Source organism: Streptomyces sp. 796.1, assembly GCF_047525675.1.
Classification (GTDB): Bacteria; Actinomycetota; Actinomycetes; order Streptomycetales; family Streptomycetaceae; genus Streptomyces.
The window spans coordinates 22,658-48,064 of the sequence record NZ_JBLIWA010000011.1 but is presented as its reverse complement, the minus strand read 5'-3'; the positions used below and the strand labels follow the sequence as shown (position 1 = coordinate 48,064).

Annotated in this window: 18 protein-coding genes and 1 pseudogene; 4 read left to right on the top strand and 15 right to left on the bottom strand. The window is 72.8% G+C overall.

Features of this window, described 5'->3' with window-relative positions; translation table 11 throughout:
• Positions 1-2 precede the first annotated feature (2 nt).
• From ACMA1D_RS09825 to ACMA1D_RS09810, 4 genes are all read right to left on the bottom strand, one after another.
• Complete coding sequence (locus tag ACMA1D_RS09825) at positions 3-1,220, bottom strand: ATP-grasp domain-containing protein (RefSeq protein WP_414723488.1); 1,218 nt, start codon at positions 1,218-1,220, stop codon at positions 3-5.
• 49 nt (positions 1,221-1,269) lie between these two features.
• A complete protein-coding gene (locus tag ACMA1D_RS09820; protein ID WP_414723487.1) occupies positions 1,270-2,073 on the bottom strand; it encodes a B3/4 domain-containing protein in 804 nt (267 codons plus the stop codon).
• A 365-nt stretch (positions 2,074-2,438) separates the two neighbouring features.
• Positions 2,439-3,086: an anthranilate synthase component II gene (locus ACMA1D_RS09815; RefSeq protein ID WP_414723486.1), complete on the bottom strand. Its 648-nt coding sequence runs from the start codon at positions 3,084-3,086 to the stop codon at positions 2,439-2,441.
• A complete protein-coding gene (locus ACMA1D_RS09810; RefSeq protein ID WP_414723485.1) occupies positions 3,083-4,864 on the bottom strand; it encodes an anthranilate synthase component I family protein in 1,782 nt (593 codons plus the stop codon). Before ACMA1D_RS09810 ends, ACMA1D_RS09815 begins: the two co-directional genes overlap by 4 nt.
• A 258-nt stretch (positions 4,865-5,122) precedes the next feature.
• Between ACMA1D_RS09810 and ACMA1D_RS09805 the strand changes: the two genes are divergently transcribed.
• Together ACMA1D_RS09805 and ACMA1D_RS09800 are read left to right on the top strand one after the other, a co-directional pair.
• Entirely contained in the window at positions 5,123-6,538 is a 1,416-nt protein-coding gene (locus ACMA1D_RS09805; RefSeq protein WP_414723562.1) for a PLP-dependent aminotransferase family protein, read from the top strand.
• Between the two features lie 490 nt (positions 6,539-7,028).
• Positions 7,029-7,319 carry a DUF6087 family protein gene (locus ACMA1D_RS09800; RefSeq protein WP_414723484.1) on the top strand — a complete coding sequence of 97 codons (291 nt, stop codon included), beginning with the start codon at positions 7,029-7,031 and terminating at the stop codon, positions 7,317-7,319.
• Between the two features lie 256 nt (positions 7,320-7,575).
• On the opposite strand, the gene ACMA1D_RS09795 is transcribed toward ACMA1D_RS09800, so the two are convergent.
• From ACMA1D_RS09795 to ACMA1D_RS09780, 4 genes are all read right to left on the bottom strand, one after another.
• Positions 7,576-8,835 (bottom strand): Ca2+-dependent phosphoinositide-specific phospholipase C, encoded by a 1,260-nt coding sequence (locus ACMA1D_RS09795; RefSeq protein WP_414723483.1) that lies wholly within the window; start codon positions 8,833-8,835, stop codon positions 7,576-7,578.
• Between the two features lie 154 nt (positions 8,836-8,989).
• Positions 8,990-9,622: a hypothetical protein gene (locus tag ACMA1D_RS09790; protein ID WP_414723482.1), complete on the bottom strand. Its 633-nt coding sequence runs from the start codon at positions 9,620-9,622 to the stop codon at positions 8,990-8,992.
• A gap of 359 nt (positions 9,623-9,981) precedes the next feature.
• Entirely contained in the window at positions 9,982-10,665 is a 684-nt protein-coding gene (locus ACMA1D_RS09785) for a TetR/AcrR family transcriptional regulator (protein WP_414723481.1), read from the bottom strand.
• A gap of 2 nt (positions 10,666-10,667) precedes the next feature.
• Positions 10,668-11,366 (bottom strand): hypothetical protein, encoded by a 699-nt coding sequence (locus ACMA1D_RS09780; RefSeq protein WP_414723480.1) that lies wholly within the window; start codon positions 11,364-11,366, stop codon positions 10,668-10,670.
• A 629-nt stretch (positions 11,367-11,995) separates the two neighbouring features.
• Here ACMA1D_RS09780 and ACMA1D_RS09775 point away from each other — a divergent pair.
• Together ACMA1D_RS09775 and ACMA1D_RS09770 are read left to right on the top strand one after the other, a co-directional pair.
• Positions 11,996-12,196: a hypothetical protein gene (locus ACMA1D_RS09775; RefSeq protein WP_414723479.1), complete on the top strand. Its 201-nt coding sequence runs from the start codon at positions 11,996-11,998 to the stop codon at positions 12,194-12,196.
• Positions 12,197-12,605: 409 nt separating this feature from the next.
• Positions 12,606-14,744, top strand: coding sequence for an ATP-binding protein (locus ACMA1D_RS09770; RefSeq protein ID WP_414723478.1), 2,139 nt, complete (start codon positions 12,606-12,608; stop codon positions 14,742-14,744).
• On the opposite strand, the gene ACMA1D_RS09765 is transcribed toward ACMA1D_RS09770, so the two are convergent.
• The 7 genes and pseudogenes from ACMA1D_RS09765 to ACMA1D_RS09735 all read right to left on the bottom strand — a co-directional run bounded on the left by ACMA1D_RS09765 (position 14,671) and on the right by ACMA1D_RS09735 (position 25,157).
• Positions 14,671-16,440, bottom strand: a complete 1,770-nt coding sequence (locus tag ACMA1D_RS09765) for a hypothetical protein (RefSeq protein WP_414723477.1) — start codon at positions 16,438-16,440, stop codon at positions 14,671-14,673. The genes ACMA1D_RS09770 and ACMA1D_RS09765 overlap by 74 nt on opposite strands.
• Before the next feature lie 270 nt (positions 16,441-16,710).
• On the bottom strand, positions 16,711-18,141 hold the full coding sequence (locus ACMA1D_RS09760; RefSeq protein WP_414723476.1) for an MFS transporter: 1,431 nt from the start codon (positions 18,139-18,141) through the stop codon (positions 16,711-16,713).
• A gap of 2 nt (positions 18,142-18,143) precedes the next feature.
• Complete coding sequence (locus ACMA1D_RS09755; protein ID WP_414723475.1) at positions 18,144-18,875, bottom strand: GNAT family N-acetyltransferase; 732 nt, start codon at positions 18,873-18,875, stop codon at positions 18,144-18,146.
• Positions 18,876-19,093: 218 nt separating this feature from the next.
• Positions 19,094-20,272 (bottom strand): annotated as a pseudogene (locus ACMA1D_RS09750) (type III PLP-dependent enzyme); the annotation flags it as partial.
• Positions 20,273-20,296: 24 nt separating this feature from the next.
• Positions 20,297-21,607 (bottom strand): DUF6271 family protein, encoded by a 1,311-nt coding sequence (locus ACMA1D_RS09745; protein ID WP_414723474.1) that lies wholly within the window; start codon positions 21,605-21,607, stop codon positions 20,297-20,299.
• Positions 21,608-21,621: 14 nt separating this feature from the next.
• Complete coding sequence (locus ACMA1D_RS09740; RefSeq protein WP_414723473.1) at positions 21,622-22,653, bottom strand: phytanoyl-CoA dioxygenase family protein; 1,032 nt, start codon at positions 22,651-22,653, stop codon at positions 21,622-21,624.
• 992 nt (positions 22,654-23,645) lie between these two features.
• Complete coding sequence (locus ACMA1D_RS09735) at positions 23,646-25,157, bottom strand: glycoside hydrolase family 3 protein (protein ID WP_414723472.1); 1,512 nt, start codon at positions 25,155-25,157, stop codon at positions 23,646-23,648.
• Positions 25,158-25,407 lie beyond the last annotated feature (250 nt).

Sequence of the window (25,407 nt, the reverse complement as noted above, 5' to 3'; positions counted from 1 at the left end):
GCTCAGACCTGCTCGGTCGTCACGCGGAAGGAGTCGCGCACGGTCTTGAAGCGGGCCCGCACGTCGTCGAAGTCGCTGCCCTCGCACACGTACCAGCCGAGCACGTCGTTGGAGCGGGTCGGCGGCGCCAGCACGTCGCCGACCTCCTTCCACACGTCCGCGTCCAGGACCGCGTCCAGCGCGGTGAGCTCGGCCGGCGTGGTGATGGCGGTGATCGTGCCGTACGCGCCGGACGCCAGGTACTCGGTGCCGATCTCCGGGCCGAGGCGGGCCGCCGGGCGGTGCTGCGGGTCGAGTTCCAGGCGGCACCACTCGCCGGCCAGGTTGATGCCGCGGCCGGCCTCGATGGCCGGCACGATGGAGCCGCCGCCGGCCCGCGCGCCGGCCTCGCCGAAGACCACCTCGCCGTCGTCGAGCAGGAAGAACTCGGCGTGCACCACGCCGGTGTCCAGGCCGAAGCCGCGCAGCACGACCGTGTTGAGCGCCACGATGCGCTGTTCGGCCGGGGTCAGGTGGTGCTTGCGGGAGATGGTGCCGCCGGGCTCGTCGCGGTAGTCGAGCACCGAGTACGTGTACTGCGAGAGCTGCTCGAAGACCGGATCGCCGCCCTGGAAGAGCGAGTCGACGTGGTATTCGGTGCCGCGGATGAACTCCTCGACCCGGTATTCGTGCCGGTCGTCGCCCATCTCGGACCAGACCCGGTCGAGCTCGGCCCGGTCCTCGACCCGGTAGGTGTTGCCGCAGGCCCAGCCCGCGTACGGCTTGATGACCAGCGGGTAGCCGGCCGTCTCGGCGAACTCGGCGACCGCGCCCACCGTGTCCGGCCGGCAGGACCTGGCCACCCGCACGCCGAGCTCCTCGGCCCTGCGGTGCATGACGTTCTTGTCGCGGAAGTTGAGTGCCTGGTCGGGAGTGAGGCCAGGGATGTCGTGGTCGCGGCGGCAGCGGCTGGCGGGCAGCACGTCGCCCTCGAAGAGCGGGAAGATCCGCTCGATGCGGTGCTCGGCGACGATCGCGGCGACGGCGGCGCGCACCGCCGCCGTGTCGTCCAAGTCGGCGTAGTAGCAGGGGAATTCGTCGGCCTCGGGGGCGGACTCGCCGCGCGGCAGCAGGACGACGGTGTCGACGCCGAGTTCGGCGGCGGCGCCGGCGACGCTGCGGAACTGGGCGGTGTAGCGGCCGGCGGCGGGCCGGTAGACGACGAGGATGGAACGGTTCATGCGGGGCTCCTCACACGGGTGGGCGCGGCCTTTGGGGCAAGGCGCGCGGTCAGCCGACCGCGTCCTTCGGGGCGTCCTGTGGGGCGCCCTTCCGGGTGTCCTGCGGGGTGTCGAACAGCACCCCAAACGACGCGGTCCGATCCAGCACCAGCGGTTGCCCCGGGGCGCCGCCGAGGTCGGTGAGCGCCTTGGTGAGCAGGCCGAGCGCCTGCTCGACGGCGGCGCGCCCGTCCTCGTGCGCGGACTCCACGGTGAGCACGATCCGGCGCCGCCCCACGTCCGTCCCCACCACCGCGCCCTGCCGCCAGTTCCAGCGGCGGGAGTGCGCGCGGCCCTGCCGGTCGGCGTAGACGACCTCGCCGGGCTCCGGCCGCTCGGGCGCGTCGGGCGCGCCCAGCGGCAGGTACGTCTCGTCGCCGTGGGCGAGCCGCACGTCGAGCCGGTCCGCGATGTCGTCCACGGTGCAGGCGGCCACCGGCAGGTGGCTACCGAGCGAGATGGCGTTGCAGAGGTCCACCAGGGAGTTGATGCGCGGCAGCCGGTCCCCCTTGGCCACCCTGCGCAGGACCGATTCGGCGGCGCAGGGGAAGCGGTTGGGGTTGACGTCCACGGCGCGGTAGGCCTCCCGCCAGGCGGCGATGGCCGGCAGCGCGGCCACGTCCGCCTTGCTGAGCTGCGCGGCGTGCAGCGCGTCCTCGGCGGCCGTGAGCCGGTCGGCCACCGCCGGCACGGACCGTACGACCTCGACCTGCGGTACGGCGATCAGCCCGAGCACGTAGCCGGGCACGCGCTCGGTGAGCTGCGGGTCGATGGCGACGGTGAGCGGGCCGGTGGCGGTGGCAGTGCTGTCCATGGGGCGGTGTTCCTTCTTCTTCCGGGTCGGTGACGGGCCGGGCCCCGGGCCGGTGCCCGGGTCCGGTACGCGGGGCCCGGCCGGCCGGTGGCCGATCGGACCGCTGATGACGCGACTGACGGTAGGGAGCGGAGGTGCCCTGGGCTGTGGCCAATTCCGAGGAATTCCGGTGGACCACTTGGGGTGGGCGGGGGTGTGGTGGGGCGCGGGTGTGGTGGGGCAGGTGTGATGGGGCTTGGTGCGCGACGGCGCGCAGGGTGTGTCGGCCCAGGGTGTGATGGGGCTTGGTGGGTGGGCGCGCAGGGTGTGATGGGGCTTGGTGTGTGCGGGCGCGCAGGGTGTGTCGGGGCTTGGCGCCCGGCCGATCAGCGTGCGGCGCGCTCACCAGCAGGTACGGGCGCGGCTCCAGCCTCAGCCCCGGCATCGGCCTCGGCGACGGCCCCTGCCCCGGCCCCCGCCAGGAAGTTCGCGAACAGCCGTAACCCGTCGTCGGTCAGCACGCTCTCCGGGTGGAACTGCACGCCCTCCACCGGCAGCGAGCGGTGCCGCAGTCCCATCACGTAGCCGTCGTCCAGCGCGGTCGCGGTGACGACCAGTTCGGGCGGCGGGTCGGTGACGATCAGCGAGTGGTAGCGGGTGACGCTCAACTCCCCTGCCGCGCCGGCAAAGACGCCCGCACCGTCGTGCTCGACGGGGCTCGACTTGCCGTGCATCAGGTGCTTCGCCACGGCGACCCGCGCCCCGTACGCGAGGCCGATCGCCTGGTGCCCGAGGCACACCCCGAGCAGCGGCACCCGCCCCGCGAAGGCGTGCACGAGCTCCACGTGCCCGGAGTCGGCGGGGTGCCCAGGGCCCGGCCCGAGCACCACCGCGTCGGGCGCGGACGCCACCAGTTGGTCCACCGTGCGGGTGCCGGAGCGGACCACGTCGGTGGTGGCGCCCAGGCTGCACAGGTACTGGTCGATGATGTGGCTGAAGCTGTCGTACGCGTCGACGAGCAGCACCTTCGTCACAGCAACTCCTCACCGGTCAGGGCCCAGTGGGTGGCGTTCAGCTTGGCCAGCGTCTCCTGCCACTCGGCGGCCGGCACCGAGTCGGCGACCACCCCGGCCGACGCCTGGGTGCTGTACGTCTCCCCGTCGTACACGGCGGTGCGGATGCACAACGCGAACACCGCGAAGCCACGCACGTCGACTAGTCCAATGGCGCCGGCGTAGCAGCCACGCGGCTGCTCCTCGATGGCGTGGATGAGTTCCATCGCACGCAGCTTGGGCGCGCCGGTCATGGTGCCGGCCGGGAAGCTGGCGCAGATCGCCGACCAGACGTCCGTACCGGGCCTGACCTGCCCGGACACGGTCGAGACCAGATGGTGTACGGAGGCGAAGGGCTCGACGTCCATCATGGTGTCGACGGCGAGCGTGCCGGGCACGCTGACCCGCCCGATGTCGTTGCGGCACAGGTCGACCAGCATCACGTGTTCGGCCTGTTCCTTGGCGCTGGCCCGCAGTTCGGCCACCCGGCGGGCGTCCTCGGCCGCATCGGGCGAGCGGGGCACGGTGCCGGCGATGGGCCGCATGGTGAGGGTGTCGCCGCTCAGCCGGAGGAAGAGCTCCGGACTGGCGCCGATCACGGTCCGCCCCGCCCACGGCGCCAGGTACATGTACGGCGACGGGTTGCGGTGCCGCAGCCTGCGGTAGACCTGGAGCGGCGTCAACGCGGTCCGCACGTCGATGCGGTGGCCGATCTGGATCTGGTAGACGTCGCCGACCTCGATGTGGCCCAGGCACCGCTTGGCGTGCGCGATGAAGGTTTCCTTGTCGACGGTGTCCTGCACGGAGTCGGGCCGCGGGGCGGCCGGCGGCGCGTCGTCGACACCGGCACCGGCACCGGCACCGGCATCGGCACCGAGACCGGCATCGACACCGTTCGGCGGCTCGGCGACGAGCCGGACCAGCACGGCGGATAACGGCTCGGGTGCTACGGCAGACGCTTCGGCGGGGAACTCCGCGGCGCTGGCCGCGAGATGGTGAACCGTTCCGCCCCGCAGGTCGTACCAGACCGTGTCCCGGAACAGGGTCAGGCTGCACCGCGGCAGATCGGCCGGCCGCCGCTCGGCGGGCAGCCGTTCCATGGCCCACGCCGCCTCGTAGGAGAGCGTGGTCAGGAACCCGAAGGCGAAGGTGTCGGCGGGCACGTCGGTACTGACCGTGAACGCACCCTGTGCGGCGCGGACGAGGCGCCAGGCGGTGGGTTGGTCGGGCACCGGCCAGCACAGCCGGTCGCCGTGCGCGGGCCCGGACCCGGATGGGGAGGCGCTGACGCCGGCCCCGGCGGCCGTGGCGTCGGCCCCCGCCGCGCCCCCCGCGGTACGCGGCACCCCGGCCGCCTCATCCAGGGCGGCGGCCAGCCGGTCCCGCAGCGCACCGGAGGCGACAAGTTCCACATGATCGGCGAAGAGGTGCAGGTCAGCGAGGCGATCACAGCCGACGGCGGCGAAGTGCCGGTCGGATTCCGGCCCGTCCAGGCTCTCGAAGAGATAGCGGTCCGCGGAGCTGCGGGTGGTGGCGCCCAGCGCCTCGTACAGCCGCAGCGGGTGCAGCGGGTGGCGCGGGTCGTCCGGACGTGGGTCGTCCGGCCGCGGAGCATGCTGTGCGTGAGGCGTGTGACGTGTGTGGTGCGGTGCGGTGGATGGCAGTGCGGTCGTGGCAACGTGCACCCGGATGGGGCCGGAGCTCTCGTGCGGCTCGGGCGCCCCGGGTTCGGGCAGGTTGAGCTCTGACAGCAAAGACACAACGAAAGCCTTTCTGATCCAAGCGGACCGAAGGGGTTTCGAGGAATGCACAATGACGCCCATGGCGCGCAGATGATCACCGGTGCCCGCTACCCATGCGGGCCCTGCTCGCCTGGCTCCCCCCGTACCACCTCGCCACCAGATTCCCCCCGGTGACGATTGTGTGTGCAAAAGGAGTTCATCAGATGTGAGAATGCGTGGCCATACCACTTCGACGTCTGGGGGGAAGACCACTTGTCGTGGCTGCTGCACCTCACGGTGGAACGGGAATCACGTATTCCGTTGGCCCTTCAGATACGGAGCGCACTGCGGGATTTGATTGAGAGCGGCACTCTGTGGCCCGGAACGCGCATTCCCTCAAGCCGTCAACTCGCGCTCGACCTGGGGGTATCCCGCAGTGTGGTGGTCGAGGCGTACGAGCAGCTCACGGCCGAGGGGTACCTGCACACCCGGCACGGTTCGGGCACCACCGTCTCGCTGCGGGCCAGGCCGGCCGGGTCCACCGCCTCCACCCTCGTACCACCCGACCCCGAGCCGGCCCCCGAGGCGATGTGGGACCTGCGCACCGGCACCTCCAACGTGCTGGACTTCCCCCGCCAGGAGTGGGTGCGCTGCGTCACCGCGGTGGTGAGCGGCGCGGGCCCCGACGAACTGAGCTACGCGCCCCCGTCGGGCGTCCCCCTCACCCGCCGCGTCCTCGCCGGCTACCTCGGCCGGGTCCGCGGGGTGCGCAGCTCGCCGGAGAACCTGATGGTCACCTCGGGCTTCGCACAGGGCCTGGCGCTGGTCTGCAAGGTGCTGGTGGACCGCGGGCACCACACGCTCGGCGTGGAGGACCCGGGCCACCCGGCCGAGCGCGAGTTCGTGACGAGTTCCGGGCTGCGCCCGGTCGGCATCCCGGTGGACGAGGACGGCCTGTGCGTCGACCACCTGGAGGCCAGTGGCGTACGGGCGGTGCTGGTCACGCCGGGCAACCAGTTCCCCACCGGCGTCCGGCTCAGCCAGGAGCGCCGCGAACGGCTCATCGCCTGGGCCCGCGCCGTGGACGGCTACGTCCTGGAGGACGACTTCGACAGCGCCTTCCTGCACCGTACGGACCGGCTGCCGGCGCTCCAGAGCCTCGCCCCCGACCGCGTCATCTACGCCGGCAGCGCCAGCAAGACCCTCGCCCCGGCGCTACGGCTTGGCTGGCTGGCGGCGCCGTCCGAGCTGATGTCCTCGATCGAGTACGTACGGGCCGGCTGGGACATCGGCTGTTCGGGCCTGGAACAGTTGGCGTTCGCCCGCTTCATCGACACCGGCGCGCTCGACCGCCACCAGCGCCGGCTGCGCACGGAGTTCTACCGCCGCCGCCAGCTCATCCGCCGCCAAGCCGCGGACGCCCTCCCCGGCACCCGGGTCATCGGCCGCAACAGCGGCCTCCAGACCTATCTGGAACTCCCCCCGACCATCCCCGAACCCGCCCTGGTCCGCGCCGCCCGCACCCGCTCCGTCCTGGTCCGCGGCGGCACGTTCTACGCCTGCACGGACACCCCCCGCCCACCCGCCCTGGTCCTCAGCTACGCCACGGTGAACTGCACGGGGCTGGCCCAGAGCCTCGTCGCACTGGGCACGGAATACCGCCGGTTGGCGGCGGGAAACGGGCCGGGGGAGGGCCGCCGGACGACCCTCTGAATTCCGAGTTCCGAATATCGAATACGGAATGGGGGGCCGGGGCGGGGGCGAGGCTGCGCCCCGGGCATTTCCGGTCGGCCGGTGGGTGCGGCTGTGTGCGGCGCGTGCGCCATACGACCGGGCCGGCACACCCCGACTGACACGGCCCGGCGGGAGCCGGAGATCCGACGGCACGCATGCGAAACGTATTGCGGGAGAATTTCGGTGGGCCGGGGATTTCGCGGTGGGTGGGGGGTTTGGCGAAAGGAATGGGGTCGGGGTTCCCCTGGCGGCGGCCCCCGTGGGGCCGGGCCTGCCCTCGCACGCCTGCCGCGGGCCCCGCTCGGCCCGCGACGCCCCGCGCCGTACCGTGTCACAGGCAACGGAGCCGACCCTCAAGGCCACGGCGAGCGGAGCGGAAGAGGCTTCTGGGCCGAGGAGCGTACGGCGCGTGGCGGTCGTGTCTAAGCTGCCCGGAGATGTCAGATCGGCTACTGGGAGCATCGAAAGCATGGGCAAGCACTCCCGTCCCGGGCCCGTCAACCAGCCCTCCCGCGCGACGCCGCGCGTGGACCCGGACAATCCGCTCGCCGCGTACGAGAAGAGACGCCGCGCTCCGATGGGCGTCTACCGGCGCCACCGGCCGGCGGAGGGCGGCGCCGCGCACGTACGGCCCGATGAGCCAAGGGTGTTGGAGGAGTGGAACGGGTTTGCGTACGAGCCGGCGGGTACGGCTCCGAACCTCGAAGCCGCCCGGGTGTGGGCGAACGGGCCTCGGCTCGGGGACGATTCGGGGGCGTGATGCGCCGCAGACATGCGGACGGCGCGTGGGTTCCCCCCTCCGGGGGAGGGCGCGGGACGGCCGGGTAGGCGGTACTGGTCCCGCGCGCGGTAGGAACCTGTCGGCGGGGAGCCCCGTCAGATGCTGCGAGGCACCGGCTCCCGCCAGGGGGGAACCGGTGCCTCGTGTGGTGGGCCGTGACGGGTGACGACGGGTCGAAGGCGGTCTGCGCCTGGAGCCGGTTGCCTTGAGTACGGGCCCTGCACATCACCTCAGGTCAGGGACGGTAGGAGCCCCGGTGCCGGTGTGCCGGGTTCTCCACGTCGAGGGCTGTGCAGGAGCGCGGGGCGTTCACGGGGTTGCACCGGCCGGCGGTCCCTCCCGGCACTCGGACGCCGTACGTCGGGTTGATCCGCGGATCGGGCTCCGGGTAGTCGGTGTCGATGATCTGGGCTCCCGACGCGAAGGCGGCGTCGCGGCGCGTGGTGTCACCGGAGCGGGCCTCCGCCGTGTTGGCGTCGGTCCGGGTGCGGATGAGGTAGCCGGCGCGGACCAGCTCCTGCATCTTCGCGCGGTCCTTGACCGGGTCCTCCATCAGCACGACGGCCGCATCGGGGTTGCCCGGCTTCGAGGTCGGGAACATCACCCGGTCGTGCAGACTGCCGTCGGGCCGGAGGTAGTCGGTGCGGTGCCGGTCGTTGGCGAGGCAGTTGCAGTTGACGAACATGAACTTGCCCCGCGACTTCGCGAGGGTCGGCCACCCGTTGTCGAGCACGGCCGACTCCAGCGTGGGGTGGTTGCCCTGCACGTCGTCGGGGGTGATCAACTGGTCGTCGTTGAACACCGACCGGATCTCGGCGTCGAGGGCGTCGTAGTCGGACGCCTTCCACTGCGGCGGAGTCGGCATCAGGCCGCCGAGCAGCGGCGTGTCCTTGATCTCGACGAAGACGGTGAAGGGCAGGTGCCCCGGGTTGCGGTGCGACCACTTCTTGAGCTGGCGCAGGCAGTCGGTGAACCGGACGCAGGTGGTGCGCTGGTCGATCTGGGGAAGGTGGAACACCTTCATCCCGGGCTTGCGCCAGGCGGGGTCCTTCAGCCGCGCCGGGCCGCCGACCTCGGTGAGGAGTGGCGTGTTGACGTACCGGCCGCCCTTGGGGTCGGCGTTGACGTCGAGTTCCATGTGGCGCATCTGGAGCCGCCCGGCCTGTTCGGCCATCGGCCGGTGCCGGTAGTCGATGCTCGACTCGACGAGGTCCAGCGGGTAGGGCAGGTTCTCCTGGAGCGACGGCGGGAGCCCGCCGGGCTCCGGACCCGGCTTGTAGCTGTTGTGCGTACCCACACTCTGGATCTGGTTGAGGCGCAGCTCGCGGTCGTGCGGGTAGGGCTTCGCGCCGGGGCGGCCCTTGGCGGCGCCGTCAGGTGCGGCAGCGTGCGCCGCGGGCGGCGTGATGGCGAGCGCGGCGAGGGCGAGCAGGGCGGCGACCCCTCTGGCCCAGGCGCGGGACCCGCCGAACTGACGCATGCGAGATCGACTCATGATGCTCCTGAGTGCTGGTGGAGCAGGCAGCACACCAGGTGCCCGGCAACGGCAGGCAAATCCCCGGCGGCCCGCCGGGGAAGGGTGGGTTCCGCTTGTCGCATTGCGTGAGGTGTGATTCTCCCGCGCGATCCGCGACCACCTGCGCAATGGTTCAGTCGATAGCGGGGCGCCGGCCGGTGGTTCGACGTACGAAGCCGCGGCGGCCGGCCAGCAGAGCGACGCCAGTCCACCCGGCACCACCCATGATGAGCGTGCGGAGCTCGGTATCTGGAGCGACGTCGGAGGCTGCCTCCAGGGGGACGACGCCCTCTGGATCGCTGACGACCTCGATCCGATCGCCCACCTTCCACTGTGGGTGGTCACCGGAGTAGTTGAGAGTTTCCTTGAGCTTGCCGGTACGTCCGACCAGGGTGAAGCGGTGTCCCGAGTGGCTACCGGCAGTGCTGTGGTCTGAGATGCGGACAGTCTCGCGAACGCCGCGGTGATCGAGAGCGGCCTCGGGTGCGTACTGAACCGAGCCCACCAGAACGAATACAGCAGGTAGCACTGAGACGGCGGCAAGCCACCACGCGCAGTGGAGGAAGCGCACAAGAACCACGAAGATCAGGCACCCGATGACACCGGTGATGATCGGAATGACGTCCATGCCCAGTGCGAGGTACGAGATCCCAGCGTTGGCTGCCGCGATAACCCAGCCGATCCCCATCACCATCAGAGTGAACACAAAGTACGTACCGCGACCTATGGCCCCGCCCTGTGACTTCGTCATCACCACATCAGTCATCAAGGCAGCATAGAAGCCCGCCCGTGCGGCCCTGGAGGCCCGCACGCCGTGGAACCCTCCGCCACCGTCGCATGGGGTGCCGCCTCGATCACGCGTGAAGGCAGCCCCGGGTACGGCAGGCGGCCGTCGGTCGGCCATGCGCTCAGGCCGTGGACGTACATGCTCAACACAAAGGCCGTGGATGAGCCTGCATGCCCTCCGCGTGCCCCAACTCATCAAAGTCCCCTGCTCGCAGGGCACCTCGCGCACCTCTTGCACCAGCTGGACGCGAGAACGTCGCGTATCGCCCCCACAAACCTGCCGAGACGCTGATGGGCCAGAGGTGAACCCTTGCGCCCGCCGCCCCTAAGGCGGGCTCGTCACGAAGTGTGGGTCTTCAGGCCGTCGAGGACGAGATTGAGGCCGAAGTCGAGGGCGGGTCTGACATCACCGTCGTCTTCCACGGCTCCTGCTGTCATCAGGGACGCGAGGGTGGGGAACTGGTCGGGCTGGATGACCTGGGCGAGAAGGTTCGCGTAGTCGGAGCCGGACGGGACGATCTCGGTGGCGATCCGGGCCAGGTCGCGGACGGCGCTGGAGATGAACATGGCGGTGGCGACCAGGTTTTCGGCGGCGAGGCCGGACTGTGCCAGAGGCCGCAGGAGAGCCTCGAACCAGGCCAGCTCGTTGGGACCGATCGGGGCCCCGGTGGTCGCTACGCGCAGCATCCAAGGGTGGGCGAGATAGAAGTCCCAGGCCGCATCGGCCCAGTTCAGGATCTCGGTGCGCCAATCCTCCCCCGACTCTGCCGGGGGGTTGCCCTGTGCTCGGTCGACCATCAGGGCGACCAGCTGGTCCTTCCCGGGGACGTGCCGGTACAGGGCCATCGCGGTGTAGCCGAGTTCGCCGGCGACCCGCTGCATCGACACCGCACCCAGGCCCTCGGCGTCGGCCAGCGCGATGGCGGCCTCGACGATGCCGCCGACGCTGAGGGAGGACCGAGCGCTCTCTTTCGTTTCCCAGAGGAGTCGGAAGGTAGCCGCCGCGCTCTTGTCCGCTGACACTTCTACCGCCGATTCTCCGAGGTCGATCCCGGTTGCCCAGCATAGTGGTGGGCATTGCGGTGTCGGAGCACCGCGATGCCGACCGCGAAGACCCAGTACGCATAGAGGCTGGCGATGGTCGCCGTGGTGCCCCAGCCGTTGGCACTGAAGAACTGTCCGGTGTCGTTGCCGAAATAGAGCGACGGGACGAATGCGAGATTGATCAGGGCGATGACGTACGCCGACCGTGCGGTCCACTGAGACAGCAGTCCCGAGCGAACCGCGGCATACCCCGCGGCCACCAGGAACACCGCGGTGAGGATGCGACCGATCGAGCCGTACAGCAGATAGGAGCCTTCGGCGGTGATGGTCGGATCGACCGGTTCGTTGGCGGCGATGACCTCTCCGGCCTGTAGGGAGTGGGCAACGAAGGTGATCGTGATGTAGGCCAGTGCCGCGCCGTAGGCGAGATCCGCGACCCAGCCGCAGGCCGGGTCCGTCTGGCGGACGAGCTCGCGAAGCCCGGTGACAAAGCCGAGGAGCAGTACGAGGACGACAAGGCTGAGCATGATGCGGGTCAGCACGTTGGAGTCGGGCGGTGCCCCGTCATGGACGAAGTAGAGCGGCACCTCGATCACCTGTAGGACCGTGAAGGCCACGCCGGTGATTCCGGTGAACCTTCGCAGCGGTAGGCTGCCCAGACGCAATGTTGTATATGACATAAGCAGGAGTGTAGGGCGTATACATCGGCTGATTCGATCAGAACCCTCAAGGCCGGTTTCAGGTCGACCTCGACCGACCTGGATGCGAGTCATTCGGGCCCGTCTAGTGGTGTGACCGCCATCGGCCTGATCTGGCTCGCCCCCACCCTGCCCCGAATTGGCGCTGCGTGAAGCTTTCGCCAAACAGCAACGGCCGGGCAGGACCAAGGGAACGAACCTGAACTCGACCGCATCGTTCTCGTGCGTACATCAGACGACCTGACAGGGTTGGGCGGCCCCCATGCCGACTACCTGTCGCCCATCACCAGTTGCTTTCTCGCCTGCGACTGAACGGGCGCAACCGAGGCCCAAGCCGCCGCCCTGCTCGCGGTCGACCAGCAGCCCGCCACCGACGGTGAGCAGGATGAGGAAATCGCCTTCGTCTTCGACGGCGGCAGCGCGGCCGAGGACGCCTTCGCCAGCCTGCCCCGCGACCAGGTCGAAGTCGAGTGGTCGGCTGTGGAGAACCTGGAGCGGGTGGCCCCTCGTCCACGCCCTCCGCACCCGGCTGCTCGCCGTCGAGCCACCCGTGTTGGTCGAGGGGATGCCGCTGCCCGAGCCGAGGCGGGGGAAGGGTGACGGGGTGCGGGATGAGTAAGCCCCTCACCCGGTTGGCGCTGCGGCTGGTCGTCGATGCGCGGCAGGCCCGGGTGGGTGACCTGATCGAGTTGGGTGAGCTCACTCGGCGGGTGACCTGCGTCAACGGGTCCGACCATGACACGACACTGGTCGTACGCGACGGGTCGATCACCTTCGCCCACGGCGTCCGCATCGTCGTCCAACGACACTGACCCACCCATCCGGCCCCTGCGTGCGGGCCACGCCCAGTGGCCCGCCCGTAGGGACCAACCCACAACCGGCCAACCCTCGACCGGACCCGACTCGCATGGGTCCAACCCACAACGGACCAACCCACGCGCCCAAGCCCGGCCCGCAAGGGCCAACCCCACCCACAACCGGACCCCACCCACAACGGTCCATCCCCCACAACCAGGCCCCACCCACAACGGCCGAACCCCCACAACCAGGCCCCACCCACGACGGCACAACCCCCACACCCAAGCCCCGCCCGGCAGGGCAACAGGCCGGGAGGATTCCGCCGTGTGTGGTCGCCCGGATACAGTCGGCGAGGGCCCGGGGCCGCACGCGTGGTCGGGAGGGTGGGCCGACGATGCGGGGCTGGAGTTCGGAGGGGCTGGCGTGTTGGAGATCGTTACGGTGGGGGCGCTCGGTGCGCTCCTCACCGCGGTGGGCAATGGTGCCTCCGGCGAGTTCGGGCGGCAGCTCCACGTGTCCATGGGGGCGCTCGTGCGGCGCACCCTGGGACGGGAGACGGCCCTTCCCGCGACCCCGGAAGGGTGGCAGGCGCTGGCCGGGCAGCTCCATCCGGTGCTGCTGCGCGACGCCGGTGCGGCCGGGGCCTGGGGTGCGTTCATGGCCGGTGCCAGGCCCGGCGCGCCCGTGCTGCGGCCGGGGGCCGGGCTGCCGCCCGCCACCCGGTACTTCACCGACCGGGACGCCGTGCTCAAGCGGTTAACGCGGGAGGCGAGCCGGGCCGCGGCGGGCCGGCCGCGGGCCGCCCTGCTGTACGGGCCGGCCGGCATCGGCACCAGCGCCGTCGCGCTCGCCTGGGGCGCCAGGGAACACGGCCGCTACCCCGACGGCCAGTTCTACGTCGATCTGCGCGAGGGCGACGGGGACGGCCGGCCCACTCCGGCCGCCGTCGTACAGCGACTCCTGCTGAGCATGGGCGTCGAGCCCGAGCACCTGCCGGCCACCGAGGCCGACCGCGTCCAGCTCTACCGCACGCTGACGGCCGGCCGCCGGGCGCTGATCGTGGTCGACCACGCGACGACGGCCGCCCAGGTGCAGCACCTGGTGCCGGCCACCCCCGAGGTCTTCCTGCTGGTCGTCGTTACCGGGCCGGACCTGGGGTTGGAGGCCGAACGGATCGAGGTGGAGCCGCTGCGCGACCGGGACGCCGTGGAGTTGTTGCGCCGGGTGGCGCGGCCCGAGCTGGTGGCCGAGGCCAAGCCGGAACTGCCGGGGCTGCTGCGGCAGTGCGCCGGGAACCCGCTGGCCCTCAAGATCGCGGCCCGGCAACTGCTCGACCGGGTGCGGGTCGCGCCGGACGACGCGCACGGGGCCGTGAACGGTGGCGACCCGGTGCGTGCCATGGCCCGGCAGGTCAGCCGCGGGCTGCGGCCGGAGACCGCCAGGCTGTGCCGGCTCGTCGCGCTCGGCAACTGGCCCGCCGTCGATGCGAGGCTCGCCGCCGACGCGGCGGACGTCGCGGAGGACGCGGCGCGTGCGATGTTGGCCGAGGCGGCCGGCGCCGGCCTGTTGGAGCCGCTGTACGACGCGCGCTACCGGTTCCGGCCGGGGGTGCGCGGCCCGCTGGTGGAGGCAGCCGCGGCACAGGACGGCATCGCGGGGTGCTCCGTCGCCGTGGCCCGCGCCCTGGACCGGCTCGCCGACCGTGCCCTTGCCGCGGCCAGGGCCGCGCTGCCCGGGAGTTGGCGCACCGACCTCGGCCAAGGCCGCGGCCCGTACGTGGACGAGGCGGCCGGGCTCGCCGCGCTGCGCGCCGATGCGGGGAACCTGGTGCAGGCGATCCGGCTGGCCGACGAGTACGGCCGGACGGGGACCGCGCTGCGGCTGGCGCGGGCGCTGTGGCCGTACCAGCTCAAGGCGGGGAACTGGGACCAGGTGCTACCCGGGCTGCGCATCGCCAGCCGGCTCGCCGGCCGGCCCGGGGCCGGGTCGCCGGCGGACTCCCGGATGGCCGGCGCCCTCCACTTCCAACTCGGCTTCTGCCTCGGCGAACTCCGCCAGTGGGAGGAGGCCCGCCGGGCGCTGGACGCCGCGGCCCGCAGCGAGCAGGACGCGGGGCACCTGCTCGGCCAGGCGTCGTGCGTGGAAGGGCTCGGTCTGCACCTGCTCTACCGCTGGCAGTACCCGGAGGCGTACGAGCAGTTCGCCGCGGCGGAGGAAATCTACCGGCTGATCGGGCCGAACGACGCCGGCAGCTCCAGCCTGCGGCGCGCCCTCGCCCTGATCCAGCGCCACCAGGGGCGGGCGCTGCGCGGCATGGGTCAACTCGACGCAGCAGAAGCCAAGTTGGAGCAGGCGCGTCACTTCTTCGCCGGGGACGACGGCGAGGCGTACAACCGCGCCCGTACGCTCACCGACCTCGCCGAGGTGCGGATCGACGCCGGCGACCGGGCCGGGGCGCTCGCGCACATCCTGGCGGCCGAGCGGCTGCTCACGCCGGAGGGGGCCACTGCCCACCTGGCGTACCTCGCCGGGCTGCGGGAGCAGTGCGCGGCTGCGGCGTAGCGGCCCGCACGAGGAGCGGGTGCACGCCGCCGGCCGCGTGCACCCGCAGCCGGGTGCCGGCCGGGCCCGGCGTGCCGCCCGCCGTGAGCCAGGCGTGTAGCGCCGATGCGTAGCAAGCCGGGTCGAGATCCGCGCCCTGACCTGCGGTGATGCGGAGTACGCCGTGGGTGCGGCTGCGTGCCGTGCACCGGTCGGGGCCCGTCGCGTAGCCGGCCAGCGCACAGTGCGGGTAGCGGGCCAGGACCTCGGCCGTCCACGCCTCCGGGCCGCCGAACCGCGGGTCGTCCGCACGGCCCTCGCGCACGATCACATCGGCCGACGCCAGGTCGTCCGGGTCCCGGGTGTCCTCGTGCACGGCCAGGTGAGCGGTGCCGGTCGCCCCGTACGGGTGGTCGGTGGTGCGGACGATCCACGCGTCGTCGCCGTGGACTTCGGTACGGACGTGGAGCGGCGCGGTGCGGTGCGGCGGCTCGTACGGGGGCAGCGGCAGCGGTTCCAGGAGTGCGGGGGCGGCGGGTTCGGGCAGGTCGAGCAGGGTGTAGAAGTGGCGGCGCAGCAGGGCGGCCGAGCGGCCGGGCGCCGAGGTGGTGAACGCGGCGGGGGCCGGGTCGGGGCGGTGCTCGGTCAGCAGGCGCTCCAGTTGGTCGCCGAGCGGGGCGTGCGGGTCGAGCCGGGGCGCGGTGCGGACGAAGTCGGCGAGCGGTGCCTCGGGGTCCAGCCGTTCCTGCCCGGCGGCGGCCAGCAGGACGGGGGTGCCGAGGGCCGCCGCGTAGTAGCTGACCGCGCCGAAGTCGCCCAGTACCAGATCGGCGGCGAGTAGCGCCTGGCGCCAGGCGCGCACCGGGTCGATCAGCGTCAGCCCGCTGCGGCGGGCGCGGTCGAGCCAGACCCTGAGCTGCCCGGGGCCGTGTCCGTGCCAGACGTTGGGGTGCAGTACGGCCGCCAACCGGTAGTCATCGGTGGGGAGTTCGGCAGTCAGCCGGGGGAGCAGGCCGGGCAGGAGGTCCTGGCCGCCGCCGGTGCCGAACAGGCCCTCCGGGTTCCAGGTGGAGTTCAGGACCAGGAGTCGCTGCCCGGTGCGGACGCCGAGGGCGCGGCGGTAGCGCTCGCGGTGCGGGCGGGCGGCCAGCATCCGGTCGAAGCAGGGGTCGCCGGCGAGCACCGCCGCGTCCTCGGCCGCCGGGCAGGCCCGGCGCAGCCGTGCCAACTGCTCCGGGTGCGACAGCACGAGCCCGTCGACGTACGGGCGCCCGTCCGCCAACAGCCACTCCGCGTCGAGCCCGAACGTGGCCTCCCGGCTCCGCGCGGCTCCCGGCTTCGCCAGCTTCTTAGTATATCCAACCCCATGTGAGAGGACGCTCAACTTGCCCTGGATCAGCGGGAGTTGGCCGCCGAAGCTGGCGGATATCGCCAGGTCGACCGGGGTGGCCAGGGCCTGGTGCCAGGGGAGTACGGGCAGGCCCAGGTCGGCGAAGAGGTCGGGGAGGCCGCTGCGGAAGGCGGAGGAGCCCGGGGTGGTGACGAGCAGTTGGACGCGGAAGTCGTCGTGGAAGAGCGGTAGCACGTCGAGCAGGCGGCCGGCCGCGGTGACGTTGTGCGCGACGAGCAGGACCCGGCGGGAGGCGGCGCGGCTGGTCCAGCGTGCGGCGTCGGGGCCGACCGGGACCCGGATCTCCGAGGGGTCGGGCGCGTTCACGGGTCGCCTCCTCGGGGCTGCGCTGCGGTGTGGCCGAGTGATCACCCTAGCCAGCCGGGTGCGGGGGGCGGCGGCGGGCCCGTGGTGGCGGGGGATGTACTGCTGTACGGGGGCTTGGGTGTGTGGGTGTGTGCCGTACGGGTGCGTGGGTGTGTGGTCCCGCCGTACGGGGCGTTCCCGCCGCGCGAGGTGCCTGGGAACGCGTGCCGGCCCGGGCTCCTCCTTCGGAGCCCGGGCCGGTTGTGCGATGTGGTGGGAGGGTTGGGAGGGTTACGTGGCCGGGGCCTCGGCCTTCTCGGACTGCTCGGCCTTCGCCGGGGCGTCGGGGGCCTGGGGCGTGCCGGGCCCGTTCGGCTCCGCGGCTTCGGCCGATCCTGCTGACCCGGCCGCCCCGGCCGAACCCGCTGCCGGGGCCTGGGCCTCCGGGGTCGGCCAGTCGATGCGGGTGGCGCAGGCCGCCACCAGGGCGGCCGATGCGGCCACCGCGCCCATGCCCCACACCAGCGTGGAGCCGTGGGCGATGAAGCCGATGACGGGTGGGCCGGCGAGCAGGCCGGTGGTGCCCATCGCGGCGACCAGGGCCAGGGCGGTGGAGCCCTGGCGGGCCGCGGCCACGTACACGCAAGGCGTGACCGCCGCCATGCCGAGGCCCATGCAGGCGAAGCCGAGCAGCGCGGGGACGACGCCGCCGGCGAGCAGGGCCACGGCGAGTCCGGCGCCGGCGAGCAGGCTGCCGACGCGTACCACCCGGCCGTCGCCCCAGCGGGCGCGCCAGCCGTCGGCGAACACCCTGGCCAGCACCATCATCACCGAGACGACGGCGATGCCGAGCGGCGCGACCTGCGCGGACGCGTGGGCCTCCTCCTTCAGGTAGAGGGCCGACCAGTCGTTCATGGCGCCCTCGGTGACGGTGCCGAAGACCATCGCGCCGCCCATCCACAGGGTGGCCTGGGCGGGGAGGGACAGCCTGCGGCGCGGCTTGGTGGTCGAGGGTGCGTCGGCGGAGGCTTCGTCCGCGCGGGTGGGCGGCTGCGTGTCTCCGCCCGTCGCCTGCCCCTGCTGCCCGGCAGGGGCTTCGGCGGGCTTCTCGCCGGCCATCTCGCCGGCCTTCTCATCGGCCTGCTCGTCGGCCTTTTCGTCGGGCAGCAGGCCGGGCCGGCTGACGACGATGAGCAGGGCGATCAGGGCCGCGCCGGCGCCGAAGTGGGCGATCAGGGATGAGGTCAGCACGTTCATGCCGGAGGCCAGCAGGGCGGCGATCAGCGAGCCGGCGCTGAAGACCGCGTGCAGCTTGGCCATGGCGGTGCGCTCGTAGCGGGATTCGAGGGCCGCGCCCTGGGCGTTCATCGCGACGTTGAGGCAGCCGACGGCCAGCCCGTCCACGCACATCACCAGCAGGATGACGGGGTAGTTGGGCGCCGCGGCGAGGCCGAGCAGGACCGCACCGAGCAGCAGGCCGGACGCGATGGCCAGCAGCCGCGAACCCAGTCGCCGGGTCAACACCGCGACCAGCGGGAAGGAGACGGCGGCGCCGATGCCGGCGGCCATCAGCAACAGCCCGACCTCGGCCTCGCTCAGGTCGAGTTCCGCCTTGATGGTGGGCAGCCGTGCGGCCCAGGTCGCGTACTGGAAGCCCAGTACGCAGAACAGCGCCGCGATGGCCAGCAGGCCCCGGCGGAAGTCGTCGCGAACACCCAACATGCCTATCCGTCCACTTCGTCTTCGTCGATCGGGTCTATCCCGGGGCCCGGTGGCGGGGGGTCCGGGGGGTGGGTGCGGCTCGCCGGTACCGGCGCGGACATGTAGTGGGCGTCGGTGCCGTAGCTGTCGGGCAGCGGCACCTCCGGGCGCGGGCCAAAACCCTGCCCGGCCCAGAAGGGGGCGCTGCCCCCGACGGCGACCAGCGAGATCCGCTCGTACCCGGCCGCCCGCGCGCTCGCCCACACCTGCCGCAGCAGCCGCGCGGCGAGCCCCCGGCCGCGGTGTTCGGGGGCGATGACGAGGTCGTGCAGGTGGAGGTTGCGGGCCGGACCCGGGCGGCGGGCCGCATCCGCCTCCGTGCCCGCAGCCTCCGTATCCGCCCCCGCCGCGTCCCCGTCCCCACCCTCCACCGCCGCCAGGTCCGGGCAGCGGAAGGGCGGGTACGGGAGCGCCACCACATAGCCCGCCGGCGCCCCCGCGTGGTCGAGCACCGCGCAGGTGCCAGGGGAGAGCCGGGCCCGGGACCTGAGCGCGGCCTCACCCTCGCTCAGGCCGAGGGGCGCGTACGTACGGGACTCAAGTGCCGCGATGCCGGGCCAGTCCGCCTCGGCGATGGGGCGGATCTGGTGGGTGGGGTGGCTCGGGCTGTCGCCGGCTCCGCGGGTGGGCTGGGTGCCCGGGGCGCGGGCAACACCGTGCGCGGAACCGGGCCCCCGCACCCCGCGCGCGGTCACCGCGCACCACCCCCGATGGCCGTCCACTCACCGTCGAGGGCGGCCCCGGGGTACGCACCGGCCCCGGGCCCCGCCGCGTACCCGGCGTCCGCACCGCGCCCGGGCCCCGCCGGGTCGGCGTCCCCCGGCGCGTACGCAGCACCGCCCGCACCCGCACCCGCGGCCGGGTACGCAGCCCCCGTCGTAGCCGGCGCCCCCGCCGCGTACGGTGCGCCCCAGCCCGAGCGTTCGCCGTCCACCCAGGAGTAGGGCAGCGGGTCGAAGCCGTTGAAGCCGACCGTGGTGTAGCTGGTGGCGTACGCGCCGCAGGACAGCAGCCAGACCGGGTCGCCGGAGGCGGCCGACTCCGGGACGCGGACCAGGCCGCCTGCCGGGTCGTAGCCGTCGTCGCTGTCGCAGGTCGGGCCGGCGACCACGGCCGGCACGTAGCGGGTGCCAGCGCCGTGGGTGGGGAAGAGCAGCGGGTACTGGAGCCCGTCCATCTCGTACAGGCCGTTGAACTTGCCGCAGCTCAGGTAGAGCCAGTGGGCGCGTCCGCCGCCCAGTTGTTCGCGGCTGGTCAGCCGGGCGACGTGGGCGCGGATGGCGCCGTGGTCGGCGACCAGGTGGCGGCCGGGCTCGATGAGGAACGCCAGCGGGCCGCCGGCCGCGGCCCGCAACTGCTGCATCCCCTCGCGGATCACGGCGAAGATCTTGTCCAGCGGCGGGACGAGCGGCCGGCCGTGCCGGTCCCGGCAGTGCAGCGCGGGCAGCCCGCCGCCGAGGTTGACGTGGTCGAGGTGGATGCCGCGCCGGCCGAGCACGGTCAGCACGCCGGCGACCCGGTCGAGCGCGCCGCGCCAGGCGCCGGCCGTCATCTGTTGGGAGCCGACGTGGAAGGAGAGCCCGGCGGGTACGAGCCCGGCGGCGCGCGCAGCCTCCATGACCCGTACCGCGTCGGACGGGGTGCAGCCGAACTTGCGGCTGAGCCCCCACAGCGCCCCCTCGCCGTCGGTGGCCAGCCGGCAGAAGACCCGGGCGCCGGGCGCGTGCTCGGCCAGCGCCCGCACGTCCGCGACGCTGTCGGTCGCGAAGTCGCGGACGCCGAGCCGGTGGGCGTCGGCGATGTGCCGGTCGGACTTGATGGTGTTGCCGAAGTGGATCCGGTCCGGCGTCGCGCCGGCCGCGATGGCCTGCACGATCTCCGCCGGGCTCGCCGCGTCGAAGCCGGCGCCCTGCCCGGCGAGCCGGGCCAGCACCTCGTCGACCGGACAGGACTTCATGGCGAAGCGCACCGCGACGCCGGGCAGCTCCCGCCGTAACGTGGCGTGCCGCTCGGCTATCCCGGCGAGGTCGAAGACGATCTGGTCCTCGGTCGCCGCGGCCAGCGCGGTGCGCAGTGGTGTGGTGACGTACATGTGGCTGGTGCCCCCGGGTTCTGGCTACCGCGGCAGCGGTCGGACGGGCGTGGCGCGGCTGGCTTCCACCAGTGGCTGCCAGGCGTCGATGAGCCGCGCGAAGTCCTCCATGTCGTGCCGGGCCTCGTCCAGCAACTGCTGCCGGCGCGGTGCGATGGCGTCGGCGAACGCGGCGTACCTGCCGCCGAGCCGCCGGTAGGAGCGGTCCAGGACGTCGAGCCTGGTGGCGTTCTCGACGGTGTCCAACCGGGTGCTCTCCCACACCAGTTGGCTGATCCGCTCGGCGTCCACCTGGTGCGCCCCGTCCAGCAGGGCGCCGCCGGCCTCGGCCATCGCCGCGTACACGGCGTTCAGGTAGAGCATCGACAGGAAGAACTTCGCGAACCGCAGTTGGTACGCGGCGAAGCCGGCGTCGGTGCGCCGCTCCTTGGTGTAGAAGTTGACGATGTGCCGGTTGTGCAGCACGCCCGGCAGCGCCGCGTCGTGCACCAGGTGCATCAGGAAGTAGTCGCTGCCGATGGTGTCGGTGGCCGGTGGCAGCGGCACCCGCTCGTGCACCTGGTGGAAGCTGATGTTGCACATGTCCAGGCGCATCGGGTCCACGACGGTCAGCAGCGCGTGGTCGCCGGCGAACGGCTCGGTGCCGGCGCCGGTGAAGGACTCGGCAACCAGCTCCCGCTTCTGCTCGGCGCTCCAGTCGGTGGGCGCCCACAGGCTCACCACGTCTTGGTAGACCTCGGCGTCCAGGTCGCGTATCTCGCTGATGTCCACCGAGAGTTCGCCCACGAACGAGGCGCCCACCAGCACCACGGGCCGCTCAAGCAGCGCCGCGTCCAGCGCCACCTCGTCCACTCGCGGCGCCGCGGCGCTGGCCGGGACGCCGATCGAGGTCAGCTCGTGGTGGATGGGGTAGACGGGCCCGCCGGCCCACTCCTGGTAGCGGCTGTCGGAGTCGCGGCGGTGCACCGAGGTGCAGCCGAGGGCCGCGGCGATGAGGAACGCCCGGTTGGTGCAGGCGCCGTAGGAGACGCCGGCCGGCAGCATCAGGTCGAGCAGCAGCTCGGGCTTGGGCAGGGCGGCCCGCTCGATGACCCGGCGCAGGAAGTCGCGCTGCGCCGCCTCGTCGAGGTGGTGCACGACGACGCCGGGCACCGGCTGCACGCCGGCCAGCGCGCGGGCGTGTTCGGCGTACGCGGCCGGCTCGGACGAGTCGAGGATGAGGGCGTGCACCTCGACGGGGAAGTTCCGGGCCGCGTGGGCGGCCTCTTCGCACAGGGCCGTGACCATGGGGGCGGACGGCCGGTTGGTCGGGAGGGTCAGGCAGATGGTGCGCATTCCGTCTCTCCGGTTCACCGCTCGGTCGCTATGCCGTTCCAGGGCGTCAGGCCGAGCAGCCGCTCGCCCAGATCGGTCAGTTCGGCGGGGCCGTAGCGCAGCGACTCGTGCCGCGTGGCGTCGCCGAGCAGGGTCTTGTTCCACTCGGGCGTGGACAGGTGGCGCCAGGAGTTCACGCGCGAGGCGCGCAGCTCCTCGTGCTCCTCGATGGCGGGCATCATCGACAGGTACTGCACCGAGCGCACCCCGCGCTCGGAGGTGTTGGGCGCCACTCCGTGCGCCAGCATCCCGTTCCAGATCAGCAGGTCGCCGGCGGACAGCTCGGGCCGCACCACGGGGAACTCGGCCCGGTCCACGGCCGGCCGGATCGGGTCACGGTCGGCGGGCTGGTCCAGCTTCCACCGGTCGAAGCGGCGGAAGAGCTCGGGCGAGCACTGGAAGCCGCCGAGTTCGGCGCTGGTGTCGTGCAGCGCGATGATGCCCTGGACGCGCTGCGGCAGCACGCCGCGCGTGGAGTCCACGTCCCAGTGCAGCTCGATGTCGAAGCCGGTGTCGGTGGGTTCGATGAGCGAGCGGGAACGGTTGCCCACGTTGGGCGGGTTGAGGTTGAGCCGGTCGAGCGTCACCCACAGCTCTTCGCAGTCCCACACGTCGACGAACGCGTCGTACACCCGCTGGTGCTGCCGGCTGTCCCAGATCAACTGGTGCTGGTACGCCTCGACGAAGCCGTAGACGTACAGGTCGCGCTCCAGGTCGGTGGCGAAGGTGCGCTCCGGGTACCAGGTCTCCGGGCGGTCCCGGTCCAGGCCCTGGAACTCCCAGGCGAAGTCGAGCAGCGCGGCGGCGGACGCGGCCGGGATGGCCTGCTTGACGATCACGTAGCCGTACGTCTGCCAGTGCGCCAGGTCCTCCTTGGAGAGCACGCGCAGCGGCAGCGACTTGTCGATGTCCTTCAGTGGCGTCTGCGCCAGGTAGGTGTCGCCGTCCGCGCTGAAGTAGGGCCGTTGGGAGGCGGCCCGGTAGAGATGTCCGGCGGGCTTGGGCATGCAAGGTCTCCGATGCGTGGTGTGCGGGGCCCGGCCGTGCCCGGGAGCCGCGGCGTCGTCCCCCGGTGCCGGCGCGGCGTCCTCCCGCGGGTCGGGCGGGGGCGCGCGTGGGCGCGGCGGAGGCCGGTGACGCGTACGGCCGGCAGGTCGCGGCGGTGTCACCGGGTCGGGAACGTCGCTGTTCACCCGCCCGGCACCGGTGTCGGCGCCGGGCTGGGGGATGCGGCGAGCAGGGGCCGCGAGGGGCCGGTGGCGGTCGGGCGCGCGCCGCGTCCCGGGCCGCCTGGCGGGCGACGGGAGGGATGGGCGCAGGACGGTGGTCGATGGCGCCGGTACGCCGTACGCGGCACTGCGCACGGCGGGCCCGGCCGGGGGCGCGCGTGCGTCGCGCCGGCGTGGATGTCGCCGGCTGCGGGCCGTTGCGGGGGATCGTGGCGCTTGGGTCGCGCACCGCGGTCCTCGCGTCTGGGGTCCGCCGTGGACGTTCGCGCGAGGTGCGGGGCTAGCCGGCCACCCGTAACACGGGGACCGTGCCGCGTAAGCCGGTCGTGGAGCTGGTGGTTCGCCGTGGCACTGGAGCCGGCCTCCTCAACCTCGTGGTACGCGGCGTCCGTCGCGGGCGTGGCACGCGCCGGCGGCGGAACGGTGGCGCCGATCGGCCGGTTTCGGGGTGCGGCGGCGCCGAGCCCAGGTCGGCTCGCCCGCCGTGCCGATCGCGCTGCCCCATAATGTGGACTAGACCAACTTTGAGTGTCAACCCCCGCCAACGGCCCGGGAAGTGACGTTTCGACAGTGCGCTGTTCTGTCCTGGTACGAGGTGTCTTGCCGGGTGGATGGGGTGGGCGTGGGGGTGGTGTTGGGGTGATGGGGGACTGGTACCGGGGCGGGCGCGGGGCCGGTGTCGGGCCCGGCGTGGAACCGGGCGTGGGGCCGGTTCCAAGGCGGGCGTCGGGCGGCCCCGCGGCGCGTTGCCACGGGGCCGCACCGCGGGCTCAGACCGCGCCGGTGAGGACCTCGGCGACGGCGATGCCGGAGACCCGGGTGGCGCCGAAGGTGGCCAGGTGGGCGGCGCCGAAGTGGTCGTCGGCCGGCACGCCCATCTCCACCACGAGGGCGTCCGGGCGGCGGCCGACGAGGCCGGCGAGCGCCTGCGACATCCAGCCGTGCCGGGCCGCGTCACGGACCACGATGACCAGCTCGCGCCCGTTGGCCGGGCCGAGCGCGACCCGGTCGAGCAGGTCGGCGGCGCCGGCGAGTTCGGACTCGGTGATGCGCACCGACGTGGTGTCGGGACGCAGTGCGCGCAGCGGGTCGGCCACGCCCCAGGGGGTGCGGCCGTCTATGGCCAGGCTCATCGTCGGGGACAGCTCGACCACGTGCGGGGCGCCGGCCAGCGGCAGCCCGGCGGCGCCGTCCTTGCGGCGCACCCGCACCGCGCGGCGCGCGGCGACCAGGCCGATGTCGGAACCGTCGGTCAGGGTGTCGGCCTGCCGGGCCAGGTCGGCCGACCAGCTCGCGAACTTCTGCACCCGGTCGGCCGCGTCCGCCAGCCGCTCCTGCGGCAGCGTGCCGTCCAGCACCGCGTCCACCAGGGCCTGCGCCAGGTCGACGGTGGTGGACTCCTCGGCGCTCTCGCCGCCCACACACACCGCGTCGGCGCCGGCGGCCACCGCCTTGACGGTGGCGCCCGTGATCCCGTACTTCCGCGATACGGCGCCCATCTCGATGCCGTCGGTGACCACCAGGCCGGTGAAGCCGAGCTGGTCGCGCAGGATGTTGTTGATGATGGCCGGGCTGAGGGTGGCGGGCAGCTCGGGGTCGTAGGCCGGGGTGAGCATGTGCGCGGTCATGACCGTACGGGCACCGGCCTCGATGGCGGCGGTGAACGGCGGCAGCGCGACCCGGGCGATGGTCTCCGCGTCGGCGAGGAAGTTCGGCAGGTCGTGGTGGGAGTCGACGTTGGTGTCGCCGTGGCCGGGGAAGTGCTTGGCGCAGGCGGCGACGCCCGCGCTCTGGAGGCCGCGCACCCAGGCGCCGGTGTGCCGGGCCACCAGGTCGGTCTCGGCGCCGAACGAGCGCACGCCGATGACCGGGTTGGTCGCGTTGGAGTTGACGTCGGCACTGGGCGCGTAGTCGAGGGAGACGCCGATGGCGCGCAGCGCCCGGCCGATGTCGCGGGCCACCTGCTCGGTCAGGTCGGTGTCGTCGATCGCGCCGAGCGCCAGGTTGCCCGGCCAGGAGGCGCCGGTGCGCACGTCGAGCCGGGTGACGTCGCCGGCCTCCTCGTCGATGGCGACGATCAGCTCGGGGTTCTCGGCGCGCAGTTCGGCGGTGAGCGCGGCGACCTGCTCGGGGGTCTCGATGTTGCGGCCGAAGAGCACCACGGACCCGAGGCCGTCGGCGATGCGGCGGCGCACCCAGTCCGGCGCGGTGGTGCCGACGAACCCGGGCTGGAGCACGGTATTGGCCAGCCTGGTGAGTTCCGGGTGGCTGCTGCTTGCCATGAGGGGACCTCCGAGATGCGGGTGGTGGGGCCGACGGATCGGACGGCCGGGCGACTTGGAGCAGACCAGGCGGATATTGGCCTGTACCAATCCGGGATGTCAAGGAAGCTGCGGGCCGGGAATTGCCGGGAAAGGGGAGGTCAGAGTGGGGGTTTGAGCAGGGGGTGGGGCGTGCGCCGCGCTGGCCCACCGGCCCGCACCCGCCCCATCCGGCACCGGACCAGCGCCTCCCACCGGCCCCGCGGTCCGG

Excerpts from the sequence above, each read along its gene's own strand:
- ACMA1D_RS09775 (WP_414723479.1), top strand. The coding sequence starts at position 11,996 with ATGAGTAAGCCCCTCACCCGGTTGGCGCTGCGGCTGGTCGTCGATGCG.
- ACMA1D_RS09800 (WP_414723484.1), top strand. The coding sequence starts at position 7,029 with ATGGGCAAGCACTCCCGTCCCGGGCCCGTCAACCAGCCCTCCCGCGCG.
- ACMA1D_RS09790 (WP_414723482.1), bottom strand. The coding sequence starts at position 9,622 with ATGACTGATGTGGTGATGACGAAGTCACAGGGCGGGGCCATAGGTCGC.
- ACMA1D_RS09825 (WP_414723488.1), bottom strand. The coding sequence starts at position 1,220 with ATGAACCGTTCCATCCTCGTCGTCTACCGGCCCGCCGCCGGCCGCTAC.
- ACMA1D_RS09745 (WP_414723474.1), bottom strand. The coding sequence starts at position 21,607 with ATGCGCACCATCTGCCTGACCCTCCCGACCAACCGGCCGTCCGCCCCC.
- ACMA1D_RS09795 (WP_414723483.1), bottom strand. The coding sequence starts at position 8,835 with ATGAGTCGATCTCGCATGCGTCAGTTCGGCGGGTCCCGCGCCTGGGCC.
- ACMA1D_RS09740 (WP_414723473.1), bottom strand. The coding sequence starts at position 22,653 with ATGCCCAAGCCCGCCGGACATCTCTACCGGGCCGCCTCCCAACGGCCC.
- ACMA1D_RS09735 (WP_414723472.1), bottom strand. The coding sequence starts at position 25,157 with ATGGCAAGCAGCAGCCACCCGGAACTCACCAGGCTGGCCAATACCGTG.
- ACMA1D_RS09820 (WP_414723487.1), bottom strand. The coding sequence starts at position 2,073 with ATGGACAGCACTGCCACCGCCACCGGCCCGCTCACCGTCGCCATCGAC.
- ACMA1D_RS09760 (WP_414723476.1), bottom strand. The coding sequence starts at position 18,141 with ATGTTGGGTGTTCGCGACGACTTCCGCCGGGGCCTGCTGGCCATCGCG.
- ACMA1D_RS09780 (WP_414723480.1), bottom strand. The coding sequence starts at position 11,366 with ATGTCATATACAACATTGCGTCTGGGCAGCCTACCGCTGCGAAGGTTC.